The sequence below is a fragment of the Aliiroseovarius crassostreae genome (genome assembly GCF_049803815.1).
Lineage (GTDB): Bacteria > Pseudomonadota > Alphaproteobacteria > Rhodobacterales > Rhodobacteraceae > Aliiroseovarius > Aliiroseovarius crassostreae_A.
Map to the genome: position 1 here is coordinate 190,669 of NZ_JBNAGI010000001.1, position 24,415 is coordinate 215,083.

Consider the following 24,415-nt stretch of genomic DNA (forward strand, 5'->3'; position numbering starts at 1 on the left):
CGCCTCGTGACGGGGCGGTCCTTTTTGCAACCATGGCCATGCAGGGCAACCCATGCTGACTTACACATTGCGGCGTTTGGTCTTCACGGTGCCGGTGCTGTTGTTCATCAGTTTCGTGATCTTCCTGCTTCTGGATCTGGCGCCCAATGATCCAACCGGCAATCTGCCGATGACGATCCCGCCAGAGGTGCGCGAAAAGATCCGGGTCAGCCTCGGCTTGGACGCGCCGCTCCATATTCGGTATCTTCTTTGGTGCAAACAGTTTTTCATCAATGAACCGCTGAACATCCTGGAACAGGTCACCGGGCTGACCATTGGCGATGGCGAGCGGTTGCGGGTGCGCAGCTGGTCCACGCGCTCGCCGGTGGTGGACCTGATTGTTGAACGCCTGCCGCAGACCCTGTGGGTGGTGGGCCTGTCTTACGTGCTGGGCATCCTGATTGCGGTGCCAATTGGTGTGATTTCGGCCTATCGGCAATATAGCTGGATTGACCAGATCGGTACTTTTATCTCGATGATCGGCTTTTCCGTGCCGACCTTTTTTACCGGTGTGCTGATGATTGTGGTCTTCTCGGTTGGGTTGGGCTGGTTTCCGTCCATCTATGACACCACCCATAAGGTCACCGACCTTGACAGTTTCCTCTTTCAGATCCGGCAGATGGCGATGCCCGTCTTTGTCCTGGCGCTTTACAACGCGGCCCAGATCAGCCGGTTCATGCGGGCCTCGATGCTGGACAACCTCAATCAGGATTACGTGCGCACCGCCCGCGCCAAAGGGCTGACGGAACGCACCGTGGTGCTGGTCCATGTGCTGCGCAACTCGCTGATCCCCGTCGTCACGGTGATCGCGCTGGGGGTGCCGCAGGTCTTTGGCGGGGCGATCATCACCGAACAGGTGTTCAAGGTGAACGGGTTGGGGCAGCTTCTGATCACCGGCATTCAGGGGGCTGATATTCCGCTGGTGCAGACGCTGACCTTCATCTTCGCAGTGCTGATCGTTCTGTTCAATCTGGTTGCCGACATCCTGTATGGTCTGCTTGATCCGAGGATCCGGTATGAGTGACATTTTCCCCACCGCGCGCCCCCGATCAAAATGGGCAGATGTCTGGCAGCAGTTTCGCAGCCACAAAGGCGCAATGCTGGGCATATGGGTCTTTGGGCTGATCACACTGGCGGTGATTTTCGGGCCGATGCTGTGGGATCTGGACCCCGGCAAAATCGATATCCGCGCCAAGAACCAGGGACCCGGCTGGGCACATCCAATGGGCACCGACCAGCTGGGGCGCGACATGTTTGCCGCCGTCCTATACGGCGGGCGCGTATCGCTTCTGGTCGGCGTGGTGGCGATGGCTCTGTCGCTGATCCTTGGCACATCTGTGGGCATCTTGGCGGGGTATTTCAAACGGCTCGACGCCGTATTGATGCGCCTCACCGACCTGTTCCTCGCCTTGCCCCTTCTGCCACTGCTTCTGGTGATCATCATGCTGTGGCGCGATACATTACGTGCCGCTTTGGGGCCGGAAACCGGGATCTTTCTGTTGATCGTCTTTATCATTGGCATCACCAGCTGGATGCAGACCGCGCGCATTGTGCGGGGCGAGGTGCTCGCGCTGAAGGAACGTGAATTTGTACTGGCGGCCCGGTCTCTTGGCACCAGAAACGGGATGATGATCCTGCGCCATATCCTGCCCAATGTGATGAGCCCGATCATGGTGTCGGCCACGCTGGGCATTGCCAATGCGATCATCACCGAAAGCGCGCTGTCTTTCCTTGGGCTGGGCTTTCCATCCGACTTCCCCACCTGGGGGCGGCTCTTGTTTGATGGCACCAATTACATGACGCTGACGCCGTGGCGGGTGCTCTGGCCCGGCCTCGCGATTTCCCTGACGGTGCTGAGTGTGAACTATATTGGCGATGGGCTGCGCGACGCGATGGATCCGCGGCTGCGGCGGTAAGGTGAAAATAGGAACAGAAACCTGCGCGCACCTTCTTTGACGGCACAGTTTCATCACCCGGACGATTATGGCGGAACACCGTCCCGCAGCCATTCAACCATTAGAATATTATTCACCAAGCCACACCTCTTGATGAAGAAAATTCTCTTGCACCCCCGATCAACCCACTGCATGGGGAACATATTCCCATAAGCGGAGATATGAAGATGTTCGAAACTCTCATCATAGAGGGGCTTGGGGTCGAAGACCTGTCGCCCCGCGCAGCGTCGGTCTGGTTTGGTCTGGCCCTTGGGCTGGGCTTTGGCGTTTTGGCGTTTCTCACCCGGTTCTGCCTGCGTCGCGGGCTGGTTGGTCCGGCCGCTGAACGGCGTTCCGCTTTGGCCACATGGCTTCTGGCCCTGTCCGTGGCCCTTCTGGGCACACAAGCGCTTGCCTGGACGGGCTGGCTTGAGATCACCGATCACCGGCTGCTCGCCGCCAACCTGCCGCTGGTGCAGGTGGTGCTGGGGGGGCTGCTCTTTGGTGCGGGCATGGTTCTGACACGCGGCTGCCTGTCACGCCTCACCGTTCTGGCGGGCGGCGGCAACTTGCGTGCGCTGGTCGTTCTGGGCGTGGCTGCACTGGTGGCACTGTCGACGCAGAAAGGCGCGCTCGCCCCGTTGCGCACGGCCGTGGCCGGGTTCGAGATCGAAGTGGGGCGTCTGCCGCAACTGCTTATCCTCCTGCCGGCCCTCCTCACCCTCGGGCTGCTCGTGAAAACCCGCCTGTCGGTTACGCAAACCATTCTCGCAATCCTGCTGGGCGCGCTGATCCCGCTGGGTTGGTTCGGCACCGGCCTTGCCCTGCAGGACGAATTTGACCCAATTGCCGTGGACAGCATCGCCTTCACCGGCCCTTGGGCAGACAGCCTGTTCTGGTCCGTCGCCTCCTCGTCCATCGAGGCGAGCTTTGGCACCGGGTTGATCGCAGGCGTGCTGATCGGCGCTTTCGCCATCGCCCTGATCACCCGCCAGTTCCAATGGCAAGGCTTTGACAGCCCCGTACAAATGGGGCGCTATCTGACGGGCGGGGCGCTGATGGGCTATGGCGGTGTGCTGGCCGGGGGCTGCACCGTGGGCGCAGGCCTGTCGGGTCTTGCGATCCTGTCAGTAACGGCTTTGGTGGCGCTGCTCTCGATCATCTCGGGCGCGCTGATCACCGACCGGGTGATCCTGCGCCGCCTCAATGCTCGATCGAATGCCGGATCCGCCGCACCATCATCCACACCAGAAGCACAACCGGCAGAGTAAGCCCGGCGGTCAGAAGACCTTTGGACACACCAAGCACACTGGTCAGCGGATAGAAGAAATAGCTGGCCAGTGACACGGCATAATAGCTGATCGCCACAACAGACAGCCCTTCCACCGTTTCCTGCAGCCGCAGTTGCAAATGTGCCCGTTTGTCCATGCTTTCCAGCACCGCCTGGTTCTGGGCCGACCGTTCCACATCCACACGAGTCCGCAGCAAATCACCCGCGCGCTTGGCCCGCTGTGCCATCGCCGTCAGTTGATTTTCAGCGCTTTCCACCGTGCGCATCGCCGGATCATAGCGGCGCATCATGAATTCCCGCCAGGTCTGACGCCCGTTGAACCGCTCTTCGCGCAGCACCTCGATCCGTTGGTTCACAATCGCGCTGTATGCTCGTGTCGCGCCAAAGCGGAACGAATTGCGCGCCATCAGATCCTCCAGCTCTGCCGAAATGGACAGAAGCTCATCCAAGGTGCTGGCCGCATCGCCGCCCTGCCCCATTTCCTGCACCACCCGCGACAGCTCGCCATCCAACGCGCCAAGCCTTGCATGCAGGCGACGGGCACGGTTGAGGCCCAGCATCGACATGGTTTTATAGGTCTCAATCTCGCAAATCCGCTGCACAATCCGCCCGGTACGTCGCTGGCCGGTGCCGGGGGCAACAAAGACCGAAAACCGCATGTGGCCTGCCGGATCGATGCGAAAGTCCCCCATCACAATCGCCGCCCGATCCAGAACCCAGCTGACCGCGACACTTTCCGCCACAAACCAGTCGTCAATGGCCCCCATCATCACGTCATTGGACGGCTGTTCCTGGATCTGGATCAGCGCCGACGTAATCCGGACACCCGGCGCACGCGCCACCCAATCTTCCGGGAAAACATCAAATTTCGAGGCGTCAAAGGGACGATCCGCCAACCCATCGGTGAAGATCGTATAGGTCACAAACTCTGTATGGCTTTCCCATTTCAGATAGTGGCGGCCGATCTGGCCGTAATAATGGCTGGCGTCTGGTTGCGGATGCGGGGCACCGAACCGGTCCAAAAGCTCGATCAGATGCGCACGATCCGCCGACCGATCCCGTTTCGCCGCATCCGTTGGTCGCTTGACCGCCAGATAGGCGGCAACGGCGGGGGCCTGAACAGGCGGAAACGGCCTGGCGTGCAGCTCGTTTGCAAGCGTGTAACGGTCTTTGTGATCGGCCAATGGAAACATCGCGCCCTCCTCCTGATGCCAAAGCGATCCCCTCCCGAGATCGCAAAAGCACGCCTTCTTTCGCGAAGCGTTACCAGAGCCGACGCACAATGCAAGCCTTTATAAACATGTTATTTTTTCATCATTTCGCATACCGCGGAATACAGTTAGCGCGAACGCAGAACAGCCTTCCTTCCATGCCCACGTTTGCGGAACACTCAAAGCAGGGCGTGCACCAGACGGGTGAAATCTTCGCCGCGCGCCTCGAAATCCGGATATTGATCAAACGATGCGGCCGCCGGGGCCAACAGCACCGTGTCCCCGGCCTGGGCATCGCGAGCGGCGGCGGCAACAGCGGCCTCCATCGTCTCGCAGACCTCATGCGGCAAGTTCCCAAGCTGCAAGGCAAATTCGCGCGCGGAATGGCCGATCAGATAAGCTTTGGTCACGCCGCCCAGATCGCCCTGCAGGCCTTCGATGCCACCGTCCTTGCCCAGCCCTCCTGCAATCCAACGAATGTTTTTAAAGGCCCCAAGGGCGGCGCGGGCGCTGTCCACATTGGTGGCTTTGCTGTCATTCACAAAGGCCACACCGTCCTTCTCGCCCACCCACTGCGACCGGTGCGGCAGGCCCGCGAAGCTAACAAACGCCGCTTCGATCTGTCGCGGTGCCAGACCCAGCGTCCGTGCCACAGCGTAGGCACAGCAGGCGTTTTGGTGGTTGTGGCTGCCGGGCAGCCCCTTGATGGCGCGCAGGTCGATCGAGGCCACCTGACGCCCCTTGCGGTATTCCGACAAGAACCCCTTGCGCGCAAAGACCTGCCACCCGGGGCCTGTCAGTTTGCGGTCCACGGATACCCGGATCACCCGATCATCCGCCGCCCCTTCGGACAGTTGCCCGGCCAGATACAGGCCCTCTTTCTCATCTACGCCGATCACCGCGCGGTCCGGCCCACCTTCGGCAAACAAGCGGCGTTTGGCGGCGAAATAGCCCCCCATGCCCCCGTGACGGTCCAGATGATCGGGTGACAGGTTGGTGAACACGGCCACATCCGGGGTCAGCGCGCGGGCCAGATCGGTCTGATAGCTTGACAGCTCCAGCACCACCACATCGCCATCATGCGCCGGGTCAAGATCCAGCACGCCACGGCCAATATTGCCCGCCAGTTGCGCCTGTCGGCCCGAAGCCTCGATCACGTGATGGATCAGCGCCGAGGTGGTGGATTTCCCATTGGACCCGGTCACCGCCACCACCTTGGGCAGTTTTTCAAAATTGTCCCAGTCCTGCGTGGCGAAACTGCGGAAAAAGAGCCCGATGTCATTGTCCACCGGCACGCCCGCCTGCATCGCCCGTGCGATCAGCTTGTTGGGCTCGGGGTAAAGATGCGGGATGCCCGGGCTGACGATCAGGGCCGAAACATCATCCCAGGCATTTCCTTTGTGAAGGTCATGCAGGGTGAGCCCCTGCCCTTCGGCCGTGTCGCGCGCATCTTGCCCGTCATCCCAACAGAGCGCCACCGCGCCGCCCGCCTCCAGCGCATGGGCCGTGGCCAGCCCGGACCGACCCAGCCCAAGCACTGCCACGTTCTGACCTTCATAACCTTTGACCGGGATCATGCGCCTGCCTCCTCAAAGCGTTTCGAACAAACCCAGCGATTCATCTGCACGTCGAAGCGCCTGGATTGCTGAGATATGGCTAGACCACGAGACCCAAAAACAAAAGCCCGGAGTGTCAAGGCTGCGGAGAAAGGGGCGCTGCCCCTCGCCGCGCTCGCGGCTCACCCCGGGATATTTCAGGACCAAAGATGGCAGGCCGTGTTGTCATCTTTGGTCAAAAAAATATCCCCGCCGGAGGCCGCCGACGGGGAGAAATTTCGCGCATTTGGTGTGTTGGATTACCGGATCTTCAGCGTCGCCAGGCCAATCAGCGCCAGGATCAGGGAAATGATCCAGAAGCGGATCACGATCTGCGGTTCTTTCCAGCCCTTGTGTTCGAAATGGTGGTGAATGGGCGCCATCAGGAACACGCGTTTTCCCGTGCGTTTGAAATAAAGCACCTGGATGATCACCGAAAGCGCCTCGACCACAAAGAGCCCGCCAACAATGGCCAGAACCAGCTCGTGTTTCGTCGCAACCGCAATCGCCCCCAATGCGCCGCCAAGGGCCAGCGACCCGGTGTCGCCCATGAACACGGCGGCGGGCGGGGCGTTGTACCACAGGAAGCCAAGGCCACCGCCAATGAGGGCCGAGGTGAAAATCAACAGCTCGCCAGTGCCCGGCACGTAATGCACTTCAAGATATTCGGTGAAATCGACCCGCCCAACCGCATAGGCAATGATGCCTAGGGTGGCCGCCGCGATCATCACCGGCATCACCGCCAGCCCGTCCAGACCATCGGTCAGGTTCACCGCATTGGCGGATCCCACAATTACAATCATCGCGAAGGGGATGAACAGGACGCTCATGTTCAAAAGCGCGTCTTTCAGGAAGGGAAAGGCCAGTTGATATTGCAGCGCGTCGGGGTGATAGGCCGAGGCCCAAAGGCCCGCGATCCCCGCGATCATCAGCCCCAGCGCCATCCGGATCTTGCCCGACACCCCGGCGGTGTTGTTCTTGGACACTTTCGCAAAGTCATCGGCAAAGCCAATCAGCCCGAACCCATAGGTCACAAAAAGTGTAATCCAGATAAACGCATTGTCCCACCGTGCCCACAAAAGCGTGGACACCAGAAGGGCAGACAGGATCAACAGCCCCCCCATGGTTGGCGTGCCCTGCTTTTCCAGGTGGCTTTGCGGCCCGTCATCACGGATCGGCTGCCCTTTGCCCTGCTTTTTGCGCAGGATGTTGATCAGGGGTTTTCCGAAGATAAAGCCGAAGATCAGCGCCGTGAAGAAGGCTCCGCCCGACCGAAACGTGATGTAGCGAAAAAGGTTGAACACATCGCCGCCATCCGAAAATTCGGTAAGCCAATAGAGCATGAAACTGTCCCTTCACTTGCGCGCCCGTCGATGCGGACGGCACATCTGTCATTCACCCGAAACCGCCCCAAAAGGGGCAAACCCGTAAATTACCGCCCCGGATGGCCCAATTTGCGCAGCGCGTCAACTGCGAGGCTGACTTTCGACCCCTTGGAGCCTTTCACCAGCACAATGTCCCCGGCATCCACCAGCCCGTTCAGCTGCGGCACGATCTCGGGTGCGGTCTCAACCCACTGCCCTTGTTTTTCTGCGGGCAAGCGTGCCCACAGCGCTTTCATCCGTGGCCCGACGCAATGGATCTGATCCAGCGCCTCCACAAATGGCAGGTCGGCAATCCCTTCGTGCAGCGCCACCTCATCCGGGCCAAGTTCGAGCATATCACCAAGCATCGCGATACGGCGCCCCTTGTGGATCTGCCCGACCCCATCAATGGGTTGCATGATCGACAACACCTCCAGCGCGGCCGCCATTGAGGTCGGGTTGGCGTTGAACGCATCATCCAGAAGCGTGAGCGAAAGCCCCTCCGGCCCATCCAGCACCACCTCTTCGCGTGTGCCACGCCCGGCAGGGGGCTGCCACAGCGGCATATCGCGGGCGGCAAGCGTCGGATCTGCGCCAAGCGCCCGGGCGGCGACCAGCACGGCCAGCGCGTTGCTTGCAAAATGCCTTCCAGGTGTGGCGATTTTAAAGATTTGCTCTTGCCCCGCGACAATGCCCTTGCAGATCGTGGCGTCCTCGGTCAACGAGACATGGGTCAGGTGGTTGGCATTCTCAGACTTGGCACCAAAGGTTTCCACCTGGGCATCCCCTGCGGCGGCCAAAAGGATCACCGATGTGGGCAGGTCGCCATTCACCACCGCCACGCCATCCGGCTCAAGCCCTTCAAAAATAGATCCTTTTTCGCGGGCAATCCCGGCGATATCGTCAAAGGCTTCCAGATGGGCGGCGGCCACGGTGGTGACCATCGCCACATGGGGGCGGGCCATTTTGGCAAGTGGGGCAATTTCACCGGGATGGTTCATGCCGATCTCGATCACCGCATAGTCCGTGTCGGCTGGCATTCGCGCGAGCGTCAGAGGCACGCCCCAATGGTTGTTGTAGCTGGCTTCGGCCGCGTGGGTTTTACCCTGCGGCGTCAGCACGGCGCGCAGCATTTCCTTGGTCGAGGTTTTCCCCACCGATCCTGTCACCGCCACGACGCGGGCATGGGTGCGCGCTCGGGCGGCGCGGCCCAGTTCCTCCAGCGCGGGCAATACATCATCGACCAGAAGCAGGGGCGCATCCTCGGCCACGCCATCTGGAACGCGGCTGACCAGCGCAGCACCTGCACCTGCCGCCAGCGCCTGAGCGACAAAATCGTGCCCGTCCCGCGCGGCTTTCAAAGCGACAAAAAGTTCTCCGGGCTGAATGGTCCGCGTGTCAATCGACACGCCATTCACGGCCCAGTTGCCGCCGAGCACCTTGCCGCTCGTGGCCTTTGCGGCCTCGTCTGAAGTCCACAAGCTCATGCCAGTTTCCCGTCCAATGCCGCGACAGCAACCGAGGCCTGTTCCACATCATCAAAGGGCAACACGTCTTGCCCCACGGTCTGGCCGGTTTCGTGACCTTTTCCCGCAATCAAAAGCGTATCCCCCGGCCCTAGCGCATCCACGCCGCGCAAGATCGCCTCGGCCCGGTCGCCCACATTGTTGGCGTTGGGACAGCCCTCCATCACCATGGCGCGGATCAGGTCCGGGTCTTCGGTGCGCGGGTTGTCATCGGTGACAAAAACCACATCCGCGTTGGCGGCGGCGGCCTCTCCCATCAGTTTGCGTTTTGACGTGTCGCGATCCCCGCCTGCACCAAAGACCACGATCAGGCGGCCAAGCACATGGGGGCGAATGGCCTTCAGCGCGGTTTTCAGCGCATCGGGCGTATGGGCGTAATCCACGTAAACCGCCGCGCCATTGTCGCGGGTTGCGGCCAGCTGCATCCGGCCACGCACGGTTTCAAGCTCTTTGAAGGAGGCAAACACGTCTGAGGGCTCTGCCCCACACGCGATCACCAGCCCCGCCGCCAACAACACGTTTTCCGCCTGAAACCCGCCGATCAGATCCAGCCGCGCGGCATACGCCTCGCCCAGCCAGTCAAAGCGCAGCTCCTGCCCGGTGCCATCAAACCGACGCCCCAGAAGGCGCAGGTCACAATCGTCATGGCTGCCCACCCGGATCACGTGCTGTCCGCGCGCCAAGGCGATGTCCAGCATATCCTGCCCCCGCGCATCATCCATATTGATCACGGCGGTGCCATCCTCGCCCAGCAGCCGACGGAAGAGACCGGATTTGGCGTGGAAATATTCTTCAAAGGTCTCGTGGTAGTCCAGATGATCCTGGGTGAAGTTGGTGAACCCGGCAGCGGTCAATCGCACGCCATCCAGACGGCGCTGCGCCAATCCGTGCGACGACGCCTCCATCGCGGCATGGGTGATCCCCGCCCCGGCCATATCCGCCAAGAGCTTGTGCAGGGTGATCGGTTCAGGCGTGGTATGGGTCATTGGCGCGGTATAAGCGCCCTCAACCCCCGCCGTGCCCAGATTGGCGGCGGGCAGGCCCAGATGTTCCCAGATTTGCCGGGTAAAACTGGCAACCGAGGTTTTGCCATTGGTGCCGGTCACGGCCACCATATGTTCCGGATGTGCGCCCGACCAGAGTGCCGCCGCATAGGCCAATGTCATGCGTGGGTCTTCCACCACAATCAGGGCGGCGTCCGAGGCGGCCAGTTCCTCGGCTGCAATCCGCGCCCCTTCCGGGTCGGTCAGGACCGCAGCCGCCTGCATGCGCAGGGCATATTGGATAAATTCGCCCCCATGCACCCTGGCCCCGGGAAGGGCCGCAAACAGGTGGCCGGGTTTCACAAACCGGCTGTCTACCGACAGGCCGGTGATTTGCGCATCCCGTCCGCCCTGTGCCGTCAGCCCCAGATCCGAAAGTGTCTTGTTGATGATATCGTCGGCCATGAGGCCCCCTCAGTCTTTGTGCGCCCGGCAAGGGTCGCGATCAATTCGAGGTGAGTGTTAGCGCAGAAGCGTCCAGGGGTTCAATCTCCGGCTTCAATCCCAGCAAAGGCGCGGCGCGGCGCACGATCTCGGCCGCCACGGGCACGGCGGTCCAACCAGCGGTGCGGCGCGGCTCTGACCCTGATGTGTCCAGCGGTTCGTCCAGGGTGACAATCAGCACGTATTTCGGATCATTTGCCGGGAACATGCTGGCGAAGGTGTTGATCACCTTGTCGTCGTAATAGCCACCGCGCGGTTTGGGTTTGTCGGCGGTGCCGGTCTTGCCGGCGACCTGATAACCTTCAACCTCGCCAAAGCTCGCCGTGCCTTCGGTGACCACCTTGCGCAGCATCTGACGGGCGGCGATGGCCGAGGCCTCGCTCATCACCCGCGGACCACGCGCGTAGCTGTTTTGCTTCAGCACCGTCGGCGTGACCGCATAGCCGCCATTGGCAATCGCGGCATATCCCGCGGCCAGGTGCATCGGGGTCGAGGACAGACCGTGGCCATAGGAAATGGTGATGGTCGACAGCTTGCCCCACTTGGACGGCAACAGCGGTGTTGACCCTTGCGCCTCGACGATCTCAAACGGGGTGCGGGTAAAAAAGCCCAGCGTTTTCAAGAACTCCTGCTGGCGTTCGGCACCAATATCCAGCGCCATGCGCCCGGTGCCCCGGTTCGACGACTTCACGATAATGTCGCTGACCGACAGCTTACCGTAATTCTTGTTGCGAAATTCCTTGATGCGGTATTTGCCGATTTTCATCGGGACACCGGTGTCGATCACGGTTTCCGGCCCGACCAGCCCAAGGTCCATCGCCTGAATGGCGGTGAAGATCTTGAAGGTGGAGCCAAGTTCGTAAACCCCCTGCACCGCGCGGTTAAAAAGCGGGCTGTCGGATTGGTCCTTGCCCGCATCCGCCACGGTCAGCGGTCGGGGGCGGTTGTTCGGATCAAAATCCGGCAGCGACACGACCGAGATCACCTCGCCCGTGTGCACATCCATCAGAACCGAGGCCGCGCCCTTGGCGTTCATCAGCTTCATACCGCCGTAAAGCACCTGCTCGATCGCGGTTTGCACGGTCAGATCCAGGGACAGTTCCAGCGGCGCGCCGCCATTGGCCGGGTCGCGCAGATAGTCATCAAACTGCTTCTCCACCCCGGCCACGCCGATCACTTCGGCCGCCGACACGCCCTCTTTGCCAAAACTGGCGCCGCCCATCACATGGGCCGCCAGTTTGCCATTGGGGTAGAGGCGCATTTCGCGCGGGCCAAACAAAAGACCAGGTTCGCCAATGTCAAACACGGCCTGTTTCTGTTCCGGGCTGATTTTCTTCTTGATCCACAAGAACTTGCGCTTGCCAGTAAAATCCTTGATCAGACGCTCTTCTTCCAGATCCGGGAATACTTTCACCAGTTCGCGGGCCGCCCGCTGCGGGTCCACCATTTGCGGCGGCTGGGCATAAAGCGCATGGGTCACCAGGTTGGTGGCAAGGATCCGCCCATTGCGATCCACGATGTCGGCCCGCGCGGTGGCAATCGCAGCCCCCGGCGCTTGCGCACGCGGTTCTTGTGGTTCGGTTGCGGACAGCATCGCCATGCGCGCGCCCACCACGATGAAGGCACAAAGGAACAGCCCGGCCAGCACCAAAAGCCGCCCCTCGGTCTGCACGCGAACAGTGTCGCGGATCACTTCGTGGCGCTTGTTCAGGTTCTCGCGCTCGATCTTGTCGGGGTTTTCCCCCTTCGCGCGGGCGGTGAGGATATGGGCCAGCGGGCGCAGTGGGGTCCGGGTCATTGGGCGGCCTCCGCATCATTGGCGGGGGGGATCTCGCCGCTCACTTCAATGGTTTCGGTCACCGGCAGGGCCTCTTCCTGCGGATAAGCGATCTGGTCCACGCGGCCAAATTGTTCGGGCGCGAGCGGCAACAATCCAAGCCGGTCGAAATTCATTTCCGCCAGATCCCGCAACCGATCCGGGCGGTTCAGATAGGCCCATTCGGCGCGCAATACGGACAGTTCTTCCTGCATCCGACCAATTTCACGCTGCAGATCCTCAACCTCATCCAGCGCGGCCTGGGTTTTGTAGTTTTCCTTGTAAGCCCAATAGGCCAATCCCATCACGGCCAAAGCAGACAAGACATAAAAAAGCGAACGCATCGTTACGATCCCTTCAAAACAAGTTTGGGAAGGCCGAGTTTGGAACGGTCCACCGCGCCTGCCGGGGCATCAGTGCGGGTCGCAACACGCAGACGCGCAGACCGCGACCGGGGGTTTTCCTGAAGCTCCTGATCGTCTGGACCAATGGCCTTTTTCGGCGTGAGGGTGAAGCTGGGCACCTCTTCTGCGCGTTCAGGCGCATAGCGCGACCCGCCCCCGCCGGAGGAGGCGCGCGCCTGCAAATAGCGCTTCACCACCCGGTCTTCCATCGAATGAAATGTCACAACCGCCAGTTTGCCGCCGGGTTTCAGCGCGCGTTCCGCAGCCTCCAGCCCTTCGATCAGCTGACCAAATTCATCGTTCACTGCAATGCGGATGGCCTGAAAACTGCGCGTCGCCGGGTGGCTTTGCCCCGGTTTCGGTCGCGGCAGGCATTTTTCGATCACAGCCACCAATTGCAGCGTGGTTTCAAAGGGTTGATCCGCCCGCGCCTTGACAATCGCTTTGGCAATCCGGCGCGAAGCGCGCTCTTCGCCGTATTGATAGAGCACATCCGCGATATCACCTTCATCAGCCTCATTGACGAAATCCGCCGCAGACGGCCCCGATTGGCTCATCCGCATATCCAGCGGACCATCCTTCATGAAGGAAAACCCGCGCTCCGCCAGATCAAGCTGCATCGAGCTGACACCAAGATCGAGCACCACCCCATCCAGCGGTCGCCCGGCCAGCGCATCCAGATCGGAGAACGTGCCTTCGACCAGCGCCAGACGGTCGCCATACTGCCCCGCCCAATCCTGCGCCATCTCAAACACCATCGGATCACGATCAATGCCCGCGACCCAATCCGCGCCCGCCTCCAGCAAACCACGGGTATAGCCCCCCGCCCCGAACGTCCCGTCGGCCCAGTCGCCAGAGATGGTGCCAGAGTCAGAAGAGACCGCCTCAAGGAGCGGCCTCAGCAATACGGGAATATGGGGACGATCAGAGGGGGCAGCATCTGACATGGTCACTCTCCTGCATCACCCGCGCCTGCCAAAAGCGTCAGCGGGTCAAAATCATCAGGTTGCTCATCCAGCCAGGCCTCGGTCTTGGCCATTTCAACCTCTTCATAGGTTTCCGGCTTCCAGATCTGAAAGGTGTCACCGGTGGCGATGAAAAAGGCTTCTTTTTCCAGGCCGATCTTCTGGCGCAGCTTGGCGGGCAGCACCAGGCGACCGGTTTCATCCACCGAGGTTGGGAAAGACTGACCATTGAAAAGACGTTCCAGCATGCGCCGCTCCATCGACCCACGCGGCAGTTTGGCGATCTGGTCATCAACCTCGTCAATCGCTTCGATGGTGTAAGCTTCCAGGTAATTGCGGCGGTGATCGCCATAGACAATCACCAGGTTCGGGGTGTCGCCTTCGCGGAAATCCGGGTCGCCCGCTTCCAGAACACGGCGAAAGAGGGCGGGGATCGAGACCCTGCCCTTCGCGTCCACCTTATGGTGGCTTTCACCTCTGAACCTGCGTGCCAAGCTGCGGTTCCTTTCCTGTCCTCTCGCGGGGTCCACGTGATCTGCGCGGGGTCCCTTGAATGAAAAACGGCGGATTGATCTAGCTGCCACTGATCAATCCGCCGCCGAGCCCGTTTCCGGGTGTCCAGTCGCGCGCGCCACCTGGGGGGATGTCTGCTCGCGTACGCGCCGGATCTCTTTACCTGATGAAGCGGGTGCCTGTATGAAACCTGACTTGGGAGTGTCACGTGAGGTCTTAGCGCCTCGTTGTTCCCGTCCTCATCATGGTTATAAGTATTAGACCGGGAATTCATGGGACGCAATACCCCCAGATGGGAAAAACCTACACCAAACGGGTCAAAATGCCTGCGTGAATGATGACGCATTCAAGCGACACCGCAAAAACCCACCCGATTTAGATTCCATCTCCCATTTATACACAACATATAGATAAGAGTTTGGGTTCCAAAAAATCCCAAAAAATCCCAACTTTTTTTGCAGCGTCACGGTATTTCAGCCAAAATCGGAAAAAATACCGCCGAATTTTCCGCGAATCTCTGGGAAATCCCAGAACCGCACCAGCCACGCTCCATGATTTCCCATACCGCCCATAAATTCCCATCCCCACCCGCGCGCCCCTGCATTGGCCGCCAAATGGCCCCGGGTCACGGCAAGGCGGCGGTCAAAACGACAACGCCCGCCAAAGGGCGGGCGCATCGGGCGTTGGTTGTGGGGTGGGGGCGATCAGGCCAGGCCGCGCGCCACCAGATGCTCGGCGACACGGCCATAGGCCTCGGCCACCGCGCCTCCGTTCAAAACAGCGGGCGCTCCGGCGTCCCCGGCCAGACGCACATCCAGCGACAGGGGCAGCTCGCCCAAAAACGGCGCGCCCAGATCGTCGGCTTCGGCCTTCACCCCGCCATGACCAAACAGATGTTCTTCGTGGCCACAATTCGGGCAGGTGTAGCTGGACATGTTTTCGATCAGCCCAAGGATCGGCACATTGACCTTGCCAAACATGTCAATCGCCTTGCGCGCATCCAAAAGCGCCACATCCTGCGGGGTCGAGACCACCACGGCCCCGGTCAGCTGCGATTTCTGCGCCAGCGTCAACTGCACGTCACCGGTGCCCGGCGGCAGGTCGATGATCAGCACATCCAGCGGTGCCCAATCGACCTGAAACAGCATCTGTTGCAGCGCCCCCATCAACATCGGGCCACGCCACACAACCGACTCGCGGTCGGATTTCAGCATCAGGCCGATCGACATCAGCTTGACCCCATGCGCCTCGACCGGGATCAGCTTTTCGCCATCCGGCGAGGAGGGGCGCACATTGGTGCCCATCATACGCGGCTGCGATGGGCCGAGGATGTCGGCGTCCAAAAGCCCCACCTTGCGGCCCTGCGCGGCCAGCGCCACGGCAAGGTTTGAACTGACCGTGGATTTCCCCACACCACCCTTGCCTGATGCAATCGCGATGATGTTCTTTACCCCCGGCACGGCCATTGGCCCGGCCTGCGGTTTCGGATGCCCGCCAATTTTCAGATTTGGTGCTTGCTGCGCGGGTTTTGCGGGCGACGCGCCATGAGCGGTCAGGATCGCGGTGACCTTTTCCACCCCATCCAGCGCAGCAATGGCCGCCTCGGCCGCTTTGCGCTGCGGCTCCATCGCGCCCGCCTGCTCGGGCGTCGCGGCTTCGATCACGAAGCTGACCGTGCCGCCGTCGACTTGCAGCGCCCGCACCATATCGCGCGAGGCCAGATCACCGCCATCGGGCAAGGCAATGGTTGAAAGAACAGACATGATTGTGTCGCGCGTTTGGGTCAAAGCCACCTCCTGCAGAATTCCTGACCCACATTTGCGCCCTCAAACGCAGAGTTACAAGGGAAAGCCGCCGCGGATTGAGGGCGGCACGCCGCCGCAACCCATATCCGCGCTTTCAAGGATACGATCCGAAGGTCACAGGAATGTGAATATAGGTCAGCAATACATATGCAGTTTCTGCATAGCGGCATTGCCCGTTCCGGGGATTGTGCAAATGCAGCGTTAGCGCCAAATAACCCTCAACAGCGCCAATATGGTGCAACGAGATATTCCGCGGCACATCTGCGAACAGGGCCGCACCCGAACCGAGAAGTGAGACATGACCATGGCATACGCTACTGAAATTCTGAACGCCCGCGTGGGCTTTGTTGACCGCCTGATCGCCCGCTTTGCTGATCTGAAAGACGCAATGGCCAAACGCGCCATCTATCGCGAAACCGTCAAAGAGCTGAACGCCCTGTCGACCCGCGAGCTGGACGATCTGGGCATCGCCCGCGGCGAGATCCAGCATATCGCCTACAAAGCCGCTTACCGCGCGTAAGTTTTACACGATTTCCCTGGCACCGCACCTCCTCCCTAGCGGTGCCGAGATTGGCGGCGGGGGCGTCCTCCTCCCTGCCCCCGCCAGTCAATCACGTTTCCGGACCTGTCCCTCCTCCCTTTGACAGGTTCCGGGATGCGGCAGCTTCCCCTCCTCCTCCCTGGGAAGCTGCCGCGCCCAAAGTTTCGAATGCCCTCTCCTCCCTTGGGTGTTCGCATCGCTGCCAGGTCTCTCCTCCTCCCTGACCTGCCAGCGCCGATGTCGCCCTCTCCTCCTCCTTGGGGACGGCATCAGACAAAGAACGGCGATGTCCACCTCCTCCCGGGCATCGCCGTTTTTTTATGCCTACCAACGGACCAAAAGAAAAAGGCGCCCGTCGGGACGCCTTTCGAAAGTCATGGGTGCAGCGCGGGTCAGAACGGCACGTCGCCCGCCTGCGCTGCGGGTACGATAAATTTCGCCACCACTTTCTTCGCCCCCGCATGGTCAAATTCGATATCCAGCTTCTCGCCTTCAACCCCCATCACGGTGCCATAGCCAAATTTCTGGTGAAACACGCGGTCCCCCTGGGTGAAGGAACTTGTGGCCGTGAGATCAATCACCATGCCTTTCGCCTTGCCCGATCCGGAATTCGGCCGCGTGCGACCACTGGTATTGGCCTGCATGCGCTTCCAACCGGGAGAGTTGTAAGCGTCGGCCTTGCGCGCGCGCTCTTCGATCTGCGACCCACCACCAAAATTGCCCCCAGCAGCGGCGCCATAGCCCCCGCCATACAGGCCCGGTGGGGTCAGCACCTCAACATGTTCTTCGGGCAGCTCATCGACAAAACGCGAGGGCAATTGCGATTGCCACTGGCCATAGACGCGCCGGTTCGAGGCAAAGGAAATGGTGCAAATCTCCTCGGCGCGGGTGATGCCCACATAGGCCAGACGGCGCTCTTCCTCGAGCCCCTTGAGACCGCTTTCATCCATTGACCGCTGCGATGGGAACAGCCCGTCTTCCCAGCCCGGCAGGAACACGGCGGGGTATTCCAACCCCTTGGCCGCGTGCAGGGTCATGATGGTGACCTTTTCTTCGGCATCCTCGCTGTCATTGTCCATGATCAGGCTGACATGTTCGAGGAACCCTTGCAGGTTTTCAAACGCCTCCAGTGCCTTGACCAGCTCCTTGAGGTTCTCCAGCCGCCCCGGCGCTTCCGGCGTTTTGTCGTTTTGCCAATGGCCGGTGTAGCCAGATTCGTCGAGAATCATTTCGGCCAGTTCGATATGCGAGACCGCGCTGTCAGCCTCAATCATTGGCTCGACGTAAATTCGCTCCCCTCCGCCAAAAACATCCCCATGAGGTCCGTCATTTTTTCCACCAAGCTCTTCTTGTGGCGGCTGGTAATTTCCCTTGAGATCATTCTCTGAAAAATCGGTGTTCTCATGTTCTGAAGGCACATCATGTTCAAATCGGTTGGCTGTGTATCGAACAGGGTCGTCCTCGCCAAAGCTCCTGCGCTGTGTGCCTGTCAGCAAATTGTGCCAACGATCCAAATTCGCCACAAGCTCGGCCAACCCCTTGCCACCTTTACCCTTGATCGCGCCCTGTTCCACCGCAAGCCGCGCGCCCTCAACCAGCGACACACCGTTTGACCGTGCCATGATCTGAATGGTCTGCACCGCTTTGTCGCCCAGCCCACGGCGCGGGGTGTTCACGATCCGCTCGAACGCCAGATCATCCTCCTGACTGACCGCCAGCCGGAAATAGGCCATGGCGTCGCGGATCTCCATCCGTTCGTAAAAGCGCGGGCCACCGATTACGCGATAGGGCAGACCGATGGTCAGAAAGCGATCTTCAAAGGCGCGCATCTGATGCGAGGCGCGTACGAGGATCGCCATATCATCGAGCGAGCGTGGGGCTTGCCCGCGTGTGCCGGACTGCATCGCCTCAATCTCTTCGCCCACCCAACGCGCTTCTTCGTCGCCATCCCAATGGCCGATGAGGCGCACCTTCTCGCCGCCCTCGGCGTCGGTCCAAAGCTCTTTGCCCAGCCGGTTTTCATTGCCACGGATGACACCGGCGGCCGCCCCCAGAATATGCGCGGTGGAGCGGTAGTTTTGTTCCAGTTTCACCACTTTCGCACCGGGGAAATCGGCCTCGAACCGCAGGATATTGCCCACCTCGGCCCCGCGCCAGCCATAGATCGACTGATCGTCATCGCCCACGCAGCAGATGTTCTTGTGCCCCTGAGCGAGCAACCGCAGCCACAGGTATTGGGCGACATTGGTGTCCTGATATTCGTCGACAAGGATGTAGCGGAACCAGCGTTGATATTGCTGCAGAATGTCGTCGTGTTTCTGGAAAATCGTGACCACATGCAACAGCAGGTCACCAAAGTCACAGGCATTCAGCGATTTCAGCCGTTCCTGATATTGGTAATACAGATCCACCCCCTGCCCGTTAAAGGCCGAGGCCTCTCCGGTTGGGACCTGCGCCGGGGTCCACGCCCGGTTTTTCCAATTGTCGATTACCCCGGACAAAAGCCGCGCCGGCCAGCGTTTTTCGTCGATATTCGCGGCAACAATCAGCTGTTTCAGCAGGCGATTCTGGTCATCCGTATCAAGGATGGTGAAGTTTGATTTCAGCCCCACCAGTTCCGCATGGCGACGCAGAAGTTTCACACAGATCGAGTGGAACGTGCCCATCCAGGGCATCCCTTCCACCGTCTGCCCCAACAGCGCGGCGACCCGATTTTTCATCTCGCGCGCGGCCTTGTTGGTGAAGGTCACAGACAAGATTTCATTGGGCTGGGCGGTGCGGGTATAGAGCAGATGCGCGATCCGGGTGGTCAGCGCCTTTGTCTTGCCGGTGCCCGCGCCCGCCAGCATCAGAACAGGGCCGTCCAACGCCTCAACCGCTTCGCGCTGCGCAAGGTTCAATCCGTCAAGATAAGGGGTCGGGTATGAGGCACCCATCCCCATCGCCCGTTGCGACAACGGGATTTTGGGCTTGGCAGGCGCAATCGGGGCAGGTTCCACCGCCTCGAACTCTTCGAACAGATCGTCGTCGTCAATATCGCTCATACTGTCTCTTTACCGATTTGCCCGCGCCGGGAAAAGGGGGCGTTCCACAAATGTTCCAGTTGGGCAGGGACCGCCCCTGGAAATGCGTGTATTTTTCCGCCCCCTAAAGGGGGCGCGACATCCCGGACCTTATTATAGAGAGAAGCGCCATTGACAATGCCCCCCTTCCGGCCACATCTACCGTCCGCAGATATGTCACCGCTGACTGTCATAAACGGCGGATAATAGTTCATGAGGATTGCATGCCAGTAGTCGTTGTCGAAAGCCCGGCCAAGGCCAAAACCATCAATAAATATCTTGGCAAGGATTACACCGTGCTGGCCTCATACGGCCATGTGCGCGACCTGCCGGCCAAGAATGGCTCGGTGGACCCGGACCATGGGTTCGACATGGTGTGGGAGGTCGGGAACGACTCGAAAAAACACGTGCGTGCCATTGCCGATGCGTTGAAAGAAGACAACGCCCTGATCCTCGCAACTGACCCCGATCGCGAAGGGGAAGCGATTTCGTGGCACCTTGAGGAAGCGCTGCGCAAGCGTCGTTCGATCAAGAAAGACACGCCAGTTTCGCGCGTGACCTTCAATGCGATCACCAAGGATGCGGTGCTGGATGCGATGGCCAATCCGCGCCAGGTGGACAGTGATCTGGTCGAGGCCTACCTTGCCCGCCGCGCGCTGGACTACCTCGTGGGCTTCAACCTGTCGCCGGTTCTGTGGCGCAAACTGCCCGGTGCGCGGTCTGCAGGCCGGGTGCAATCGGTCTGCCTGCGCCTGATCGTGGAACGCGAACAGGAAATCGAGGCGTTCAATGCCAAGGAATATTGGTCGGTCAAAGCGGTGCTTTCCACCCCGCGCGGGCAGGAATTTGAAGCCAAGCTGACGGTGCTGGGCGGCGACAAGCTCGACAAACACAGCCTGGCCAATGAAACCGCAGCGGAAATGGCTGTGCAGGCAATCTCGTCGCGTGACCTGACCGTGCGCTCGGTGGAAGCCAAACCCGCCAACCGCAACCCGTCTGCCCCCTTCATGACCTCGACCCTGCAACAGGAAGCCAGCCGCAAGTTCGGCTTTGGCGCGCGGCAGACCATGTCGACCGCGCAGCGCCTGTATGAGGCAGGCTACATCACCTATATGCGGACCGACGGGATCGACATGGCGCCCGAAGCGGTCTCTGCGGCGCGTGATGCGATCACCGACCGCTACGGCAAGGAATTCATCCCGGAAAAACCCCGCGTTTACAAGAATAAGGCCAAGAACGCGCAGGAAGCACACGAATGTATCCGCCCCACGGATATGACCGTCTCGGCCGAGGATCTGGGCCGGTTGGAACCCGATCAGCGCAAGCTTTACGACCTCATTTGGAAACGCACGCTGGCGAGCCAGATGGAAAGCGCCCGGTTTGAACGCACCACGGTTGAGATCGGGTCAGACGACGGTCAGGTTGGGCTGCGCGCCACCGGGCAAGTGGTTGTGTTCGAGGGCTTTCTGAAGGTTTACGAAGAAGGCCGTGACGACGCCGTGGTCGATGACGATGACAAGCGTCTGCCGCAGATCATGCAGGGCGAACCGGCCGACAAGCGCACGATCACGCCCGAACAGCACTTCACCCAGCCCCCGCCCCGCTACACGGAAGCGACGCTGGTGAAACGGATGGAAGAGCTGGGCATCGGTCGCCCCTCGACCTACGCGTCGGTGATCACCACGATCCAGGACCGCGAATATGTCCGCAAAGAGAAAAACCGCCTGTTCCCCGAGGATAAGGGCCGGATCGTGACCATCTTCCTGGTCAACTTCTTCCGCAAATATGTGGGGTACGAGTTCACCGCGAACCTGGAAGAAGAGCTGGATGAAATCTCGGCGGGGGATGCCAATTACAAAGACGTGCTGACCCGGTTCTGGCGCGATTTTTCGGCCGCGATCGCGGAAACCTCCGAGCTGCGCATTTCCGAGGTGCTCGACAAGCTGGACGCGGCCCTGGCCCCGCAGCTTTATCCGCCGCGCGAAGATGGCACCGATCCGCGGATCTGCCCGAAATGTGGCGAGGGTAACCTGCACCTCAAGACCTCGCGCACTGGCGGGTTCGTGGGCTGTGGCAACTACCCGGAATGCAACTACACCCGCCCGATTTCCGGCGAAGGGGCGGAAGGGTACGAGCGCGTTCTGGGCGAGGATAACGGCGACGAGATCCACCTGAAATCCGGCCGCTTTGGGCCCTATGTGCAGCGCGGAGAAGCCACGCCCGAAAACAAGAAACCGCCACGCTCGTCCCTGCCGAAACAGGGCAAGGAGTTCCTGCCCGGCTGGGGACCAAATGAGCTGACGTTTGAGCAGGCGCTGACGCTTCTGACCCTGCCGCGCACCATTGGCCAGCACCCGGATGGCGGCAATATCCAGTCGAACCTTGGGCGCTTTGGGCCTTACATTGCGCACCAGAAACCTGACGAGGAAAAGCCGGTTTACGTGAACCTCAAGGAAACGCTGGATGTCTTTGAGATTGGCATGAACCGCGCGGTGGAAATGCTGGCGGAGAAACGGGCCAATCCGGGCCGTGGGCGCGGGCGTGCCGCAGCCAAACCCCTCAAGGAACTAGGGGAACACCCGGAAGATGGCGGCGCGGTGAACATTCTCGATGGGCGCTACGGGCCATATGTGAAATGGGAAAAGGTCAATGCGACCATCCCGAAAGACGTGAAACCTGAAGATGTGACCATGGAGATGGCGGTTGCGCTGATTGCCGAGAAGTCGGCGAAAAAGAAGCCCGCCAAAAAGAAAGCCGCACCGAAGAAAAAGGCGACGGCCAAGAAGTAACCCATTGGCACCAGACATGAAAAAGCCCCGTCGACTATTCGGCGGGGCTTTTGTGTTTGAGCTGTGCTTCTTGCCCTCAAAGGTCAGAACACGAGGTTCAGCATGATCAGGGAAATCACCAGGAACAGCACCGTCATGATTCCCCCGGCCTTGACGAAATCCTTCACCTTATACCCCGCCGGCCCCATGATCAGCGCATTCACCTGATGGGTGGGGATGATGAAGGAGTTTGACGTCGAGATTGCCACGGTCAGCGCAAAAAGCGCGGGGCTGGCCCCTGCCGCCACCGCAATCGACACCGCCAGGGGCACCAGCAAGACCGTGGCCCCCACATTGGACATCACCAGCGAAAATCCGGTGGCCAGCACCGCAATCCCGGCCTGCAACGACCAGATCGGCCAGCCATCCAGCGCGGTCAGGATCTGTTGCGCAATCCATTCCGCCGTGCCCGTGTTCTGCACCGCCTGCCCCAGAGGGATCAGGCAGGCCAGCAGGAACACCGTGTTCCAGCCCACCGCATTATACGCCTCATCAATCGACAGCACGCGCGACAGCAGCATCCCCACCGCCCCGGTCAGCAGGCACAGCGACAGGCGCACATCGGTGAACAGGATCAGCGACAGCGAGAGGGCAAAGAACAGCATCGCCCAACCCACCTTATGCGGGCGCAGCTCTTCTTGCGGGAAATCCGAGGTCATGATGACGAAATTCTGGTTGCCCTGCAGGCGGGTCAGGTTGTCCCAGCGGGTGTGCGCCACCAACATGTCGCCCAGTTCAAACTTTTCAAGACCAATTGCGGTGGGGACATGATCGTCGGTTTCGACATGGCTCAGCGTTTCTTCGCGCCGATGGATTGCCAGCAGGGACAGACCATAGGTTTTGCGCAGCAGCAACTCGCGCGGGGATTTCCCGATCAGGTCACTTTCCGGCGGGATCACCAGTTCGGCAATGCCGGCATTGGTGGCGGCAAATTCTTCGGTGAACACATCCAGCTGCGGGCGCACGGTCAGCCCGTATTTCTCGGCAAACCGGTCCACCTCGTCCTTTTTACCGATGATCGCCAACCGGCACGGCGCGGCAATTTCGGCGGTCAGAACCTGCACCATCGAGGTCTTGCCCCGATAGAAGGTCGAGATGATGTAAAGGTGGTTTTCCAGGTTCACATCCGCCAACACCTGCCCCACCAACGGGCTGTCGGCGGGGACCTCCACCTCATAGACCGAGGCCGTCAATCCATAGACACGTTTCAGATAATCCGAGGTGCCCTGCCCCACCGAGGTATCGCTGACCGCCCCGCTTTCCGGCAGCACCCAACGGCCCAGAAGCAGGAAATAGAAGATCCCGCTGAGCACCAGAACAACGCCGACGGGGGCCACGGAGAAGAGGCCAAAAAGCTCCATCTTCTGCCCCTCAGGCAGGCTGGCATTGGCGGTTTGCAGCAGGTCATTGAGCAAGATCAGCGGCGAGGACCCCACCATGGTCATGGTGCCGCCCAGGATCGCACAAAACCCCATCGGCATCGCCAGGCGGTTGATCGGTATCCCCGACCGGGTCGAGATCCGGCTGATCACCGGCAAAAACAGCGCCGCCGCCCCCACGTTTTGCATGAAGCTTGATATCACCCCAACCGTGCCCGCCACAATCGGCTGGATCCGGGATTCAGACGCGCCGCCGCGCTGCATGATCGTGGCCGCGACCTTGTTCATGATCCCGGTTTTGTCCAGCCCGGCCCCGACAATCATCACCGCGATGATCGATATGACCGCATTGGACGCAAACCCGTTGAACAGCTGGTTGACGTCCGCCAGGTTAGAAAGCGTCGGGTGATAACTGAGAATGCCCAGAATAACCAAAACAAGGATCGCCGCGAGGTCAATGCGCACGATCTCTGAGACAAACAAAAACACGGTGAAGCCCAGCATCGCGCAGACCACACCCATCTCGAATGAAAACACCAGTTGTTCCATTGCCCCTCCGTCACCCGTTTTCTCTTATTGTGAACAGAAAGCATGATGACGCAATAAAATTGCGCAAAAACACGCAAGACCGACAGGGTAGAAATACTCGAAATCA

At 60.4% G+C, this 24,415-nt stretch carries 17 protein-coding genes; 5 read left to right on the top strand and 12 right to left on the bottom strand.

Translation table 11 applies throughout. From position 1 onward, the window contains the following. Positions 1–52: 52 nt before the first annotated feature. The 3 genes from ACP15V_RS00945 (at position 53) to ACP15V_RS00955 (ending at position 3,244) form a co-directional block, all read left to right on the top strand. Entirely contained in the window at positions 53–1,063 is a 1,011-nt protein-coding gene (locus ACP15V_RS00945; RefSeq protein ID WP_424941808.1) for an ABC transporter permease, read from the top strand. Continuing rightward, positions 1,056–1,955 carry an ABC transporter permease gene (locus ACP15V_RS00950; RefSeq protein WP_424941809.1) on the top strand — a complete coding sequence of 300 codons (900 nt, stop codon included), beginning with the start codon at positions 1,056–1,058 and terminating at the stop codon, positions 1,953–1,955. The genes ACP15V_RS00945 and ACP15V_RS00950 overlap by 8 nt, the downstream gene beginning before the upstream one ends. A 206-nt stretch (positions 1,956–2,161) precedes the next feature. After that, a complete protein-coding gene (locus ACP15V_RS00955) occupies positions 2,162–3,244 on the top strand; it encodes a YeeE/YedE family protein (protein ID WP_424941810.1) in 1,083 nt (360 codons plus the stop codon). Here ACP15V_RS00955 and ACP15V_RS00960 read toward each other — a convergent pair. The 10 genes from ACP15V_RS00960 to ACP15V_RS01005 all read right to left on the bottom strand — a co-directional run bounded on the left by ACP15V_RS00960 (position 3,177) and on the right by ACP15V_RS01005 (position 15,932). Beyond that, complete coding sequence (locus ACP15V_RS00960; protein WP_424941811.1) at positions 3,177–4,457, bottom strand: DUF3422 family protein; 1,281 nt, start codon at positions 4,455–4,457, stop codon at positions 3,177–3,179. The genes ACP15V_RS00955 and ACP15V_RS00960 overlap by 68 nt on opposite strands. A 197-nt stretch (positions 4,458–4,654) precedes the next feature. After that, positions 4,655–6,052, bottom strand: a complete 1,398-nt coding sequence (murD, locus tag ACP15V_RS00965) for a UDP-N-acetylmuramoyl-L-alanine--D-glutamate ligase (RefSeq protein ID WP_424941812.1) — start codon at positions 6,050–6,052, stop codon at positions 4,655–4,657. Between the two features lie 278 nt (positions 6,053–6,330). Beyond that, positions 6,331–7,413: a phospho-N-acetylmuramoyl-pentapeptide-transferase gene (gene mraY, locus ACP15V_RS00970; RefSeq protein WP_424941813.1), complete on the bottom strand. Its 1,083-nt coding sequence runs from the start codon at positions 7,411–7,413 to the stop codon at positions 6,331–6,333. 89 nt (positions 7,414–7,502) lie between these two features. Continuing rightward, positions 7,503–8,921 (bottom strand): UDP-N-acetylmuramoyl-tripeptide--D-alanyl-D-alanine ligase, encoded by a 1,419-nt coding sequence (locus ACP15V_RS00975; RefSeq protein WP_424941814.1) that lies wholly within the window; start codon positions 8,919–8,921, stop codon positions 7,503–7,505. Continuing rightward, complete coding sequence (locus ACP15V_RS00980) at positions 8,918–10,408, bottom strand: UDP-N-acetylmuramoyl-L-alanyl-D-glutamate--2,6-diaminopimelate ligase (RefSeq protein WP_424941815.1); 1,491 nt, start codon at positions 10,406–10,408, stop codon at positions 8,918–8,920. Before ACP15V_RS00980 ends, ACP15V_RS00975 begins: the two co-directional genes overlap by 4 nt. A gap of 40 nt (positions 10,409–10,448) precedes the next feature. Next, a complete protein-coding gene (locus tag ACP15V_RS00985) occupies positions 10,449–12,245 on the bottom strand; it encodes a peptidoglycan D,D-transpeptidase FtsI family protein (RefSeq protein WP_424941816.1) in 1,797 nt (598 codons plus the stop codon). Further along, positions 12,242–12,607, bottom strand: a complete 366-nt coding sequence (gene ftsL, locus ACP15V_RS00990; RefSeq protein WP_424941817.1) for a cell division protein FtsL — start codon at positions 12,605–12,607, stop codon at positions 12,242–12,244. The genes ACP15V_RS00985 and ftsL overlap by 4 nt, the downstream gene beginning before the upstream one ends. Before the next feature lie 2 nt (positions 12,608–12,609). Further along, on the bottom strand, positions 12,610–13,614 hold the full coding sequence (rsmH, locus tag ACP15V_RS00995) for a 16S rRNA (cytosine(1402)-N(4))-methyltransferase RsmH (protein WP_424941818.1): 1,005 nt from the start codon (positions 13,612–13,614) through the stop codon (positions 12,610–12,612). A 2-nt stretch (positions 13,615–13,616) separates the two neighbouring features. Further along, the gene (gene mraZ / locus ACP15V_RS01000) at positions 13,617–14,126 is read right to left on the bottom strand and encodes a division/cell wall cluster transcriptional repressor MraZ (RefSeq protein ID WP_424941819.1); all 510 of its coding nucleotides are present in this window, start codon (positions 14,124–14,126) and stop codon (positions 13,617–13,619) included. A gap of 723 nt (positions 14,127–14,849) precedes the next feature. Next, entirely contained in the window at positions 14,850–15,932 is a 1,083-nt protein-coding gene (locus ACP15V_RS01005) for a P-loop NTPase (RefSeq protein ID WP_424941820.1), read from the bottom strand. A gap of 316 nt (positions 15,933–16,248) precedes the next feature. Between ACP15V_RS01005 and ACP15V_RS01010 the strand changes: the two genes are divergently transcribed. Beyond that, complete coding sequence (locus ACP15V_RS01010; protein ID WP_424941821.1) at positions 16,249–16,470, top strand: DUF1127 domain-containing protein; 222 nt, start codon at positions 16,249–16,251, stop codon at positions 16,468–16,470. 413 nt (positions 16,471–16,883) lie between these two features. Here ACP15V_RS01010 and ACP15V_RS01015 read toward each other — a convergent pair whose 3' ends face one another. Then, positions 16,884–19,535 (bottom strand): ATP-dependent helicase, encoded by a 2,652-nt coding sequence (locus ACP15V_RS01015; RefSeq protein WP_424941822.1) that lies wholly within the window; start codon positions 19,533–19,535, stop codon positions 16,884–16,886. Positions 19,536–19,777: 242 nt separating this feature from the next. Between ACP15V_RS01015 and topA the strand changes: the two genes are divergently transcribed. Next, positions 19,778–22,342, top strand: a complete 2,565-nt coding sequence (gene topA / locus ACP15V_RS01020; RefSeq protein ID WP_424941823.1) for a type I DNA topoisomerase — start codon at positions 19,778–19,780, stop codon at positions 22,340–22,342. Positions 22,343–22,425: 83 nt separating this feature from the next. On the opposite strand, the gene ACP15V_RS01025 is transcribed toward topA, so the two are convergent. Continuing rightward, entirely contained in the window at positions 22,426–24,309 is a 1,884-nt protein-coding gene (locus ACP15V_RS01025) for an SLC13 family permease (protein ID WP_424941824.1), read from the bottom strand. Positions 24,310–24,415: the final 106 nt, after the last annotated feature.

What these genes read in the sequence shown, in the direction of transcription:
- ftsL (WP_424941817.1), bottom strand. Translation starts at nt 12,607, where the DNA reads ATGCGTTCGCTTTTTTATGTCTTGTCTGCTTTGGCCGTGATGGGATTG.
- ACP15V_RS00960 (WP_424941811.1), bottom strand. Translation starts at nt 4,457, where the DNA reads ATGTTTCCATTGGCCGATCACAAAGACCGTTACACGCTTGCAAACGAG.
- ACP15V_RS00950 (WP_424941809.1), top strand. Translation starts at nt 1,056, where the DNA reads ATGAGTGACATTTTCCCCACCGCGCGCCCCCGATCAAAATGGGCAGAT.
- ACP15V_RS01025 (WP_424941824.1), bottom strand. Translation starts at nt 24,309, where the DNA reads ATGGAACAACTGGTGTTTTCATTCGAGATGGGTGTGGTCTGCGCGATG.
- rsmH (WP_424941818.1), bottom strand. Translation starts at nt 13,614, where the DNA reads ATGTCAGATGCTGCCCCCTCTGATCGTCCCCATATTCCCGTATTGCTG.
- ACP15V_RS00980 (WP_424941815.1), bottom strand. Translation starts at nt 10,408, where the DNA reads ATGGCCGACGATATCATCAACAAGACACTTTCGGATCTGGGGCTGACG.
- topA (WP_424941823.1), top strand. Translation starts at nt 19,778, where the DNA reads ATGCCAGTAGTCGTTGTCGAAAGCCCGGCCAAGGCCAAAACCATCAAT.
- murD (WP_424941812.1), bottom strand. Translation starts at nt 6,052, where the DNA reads ATGATCCCGGTCAAAGGTTATGAAGGTCAGAACGTGGCAGTGCTTGGG.
- ACP15V_RS00945 (WP_424941808.1), top strand. Translation starts at nt 53, where the DNA reads ATGCTGACTTACACATTGCGGCGTTTGGTCTTCACGGTGCCGGTGCTG.
- ACP15V_RS00975 (WP_424941814.1), bottom strand. Translation starts at nt 8,921, where the DNA reads ATGAGCTTGTGGACTTCAGACGAGGCCGCAAAGGCCACGAGCGGCAAG.
- ACP15V_RS00985 (WP_424941816.1), bottom strand. Translation starts at nt 12,245, where the DNA reads ATGACCCGGACCCCACTGCGCCCGCTGGCCCATATCCTCACCGCCCGC.
- ACP15V_RS01010 (WP_424941821.1), top strand. Translation starts at nt 16,249, where the DNA reads ATGACCATGGCATACGCTACTGAAATTCTGAACGCCCGCGTGGGCTTT.
- mraY (WP_424941813.1), bottom strand. Translation starts at nt 7,413, where the DNA reads ATGCTCTATTGGCTTACCGAATTTTCGGATGGCGGCGATGTGTTCAAC.
- ACP15V_RS00955 (WP_424941810.1), top strand. Translation starts at nt 2,162, where the DNA reads ATGTTCGAAACTCTCATCATAGAGGGGCTTGGGGTCGAAGACCTGTCG.
- ACP15V_RS01015 (WP_424941822.1), bottom strand. Translation starts at nt 19,535, where the DNA reads ATGAGCGATATTGACGACGACGATCTGTTCGAAGAGTTCGAGGCGGTG.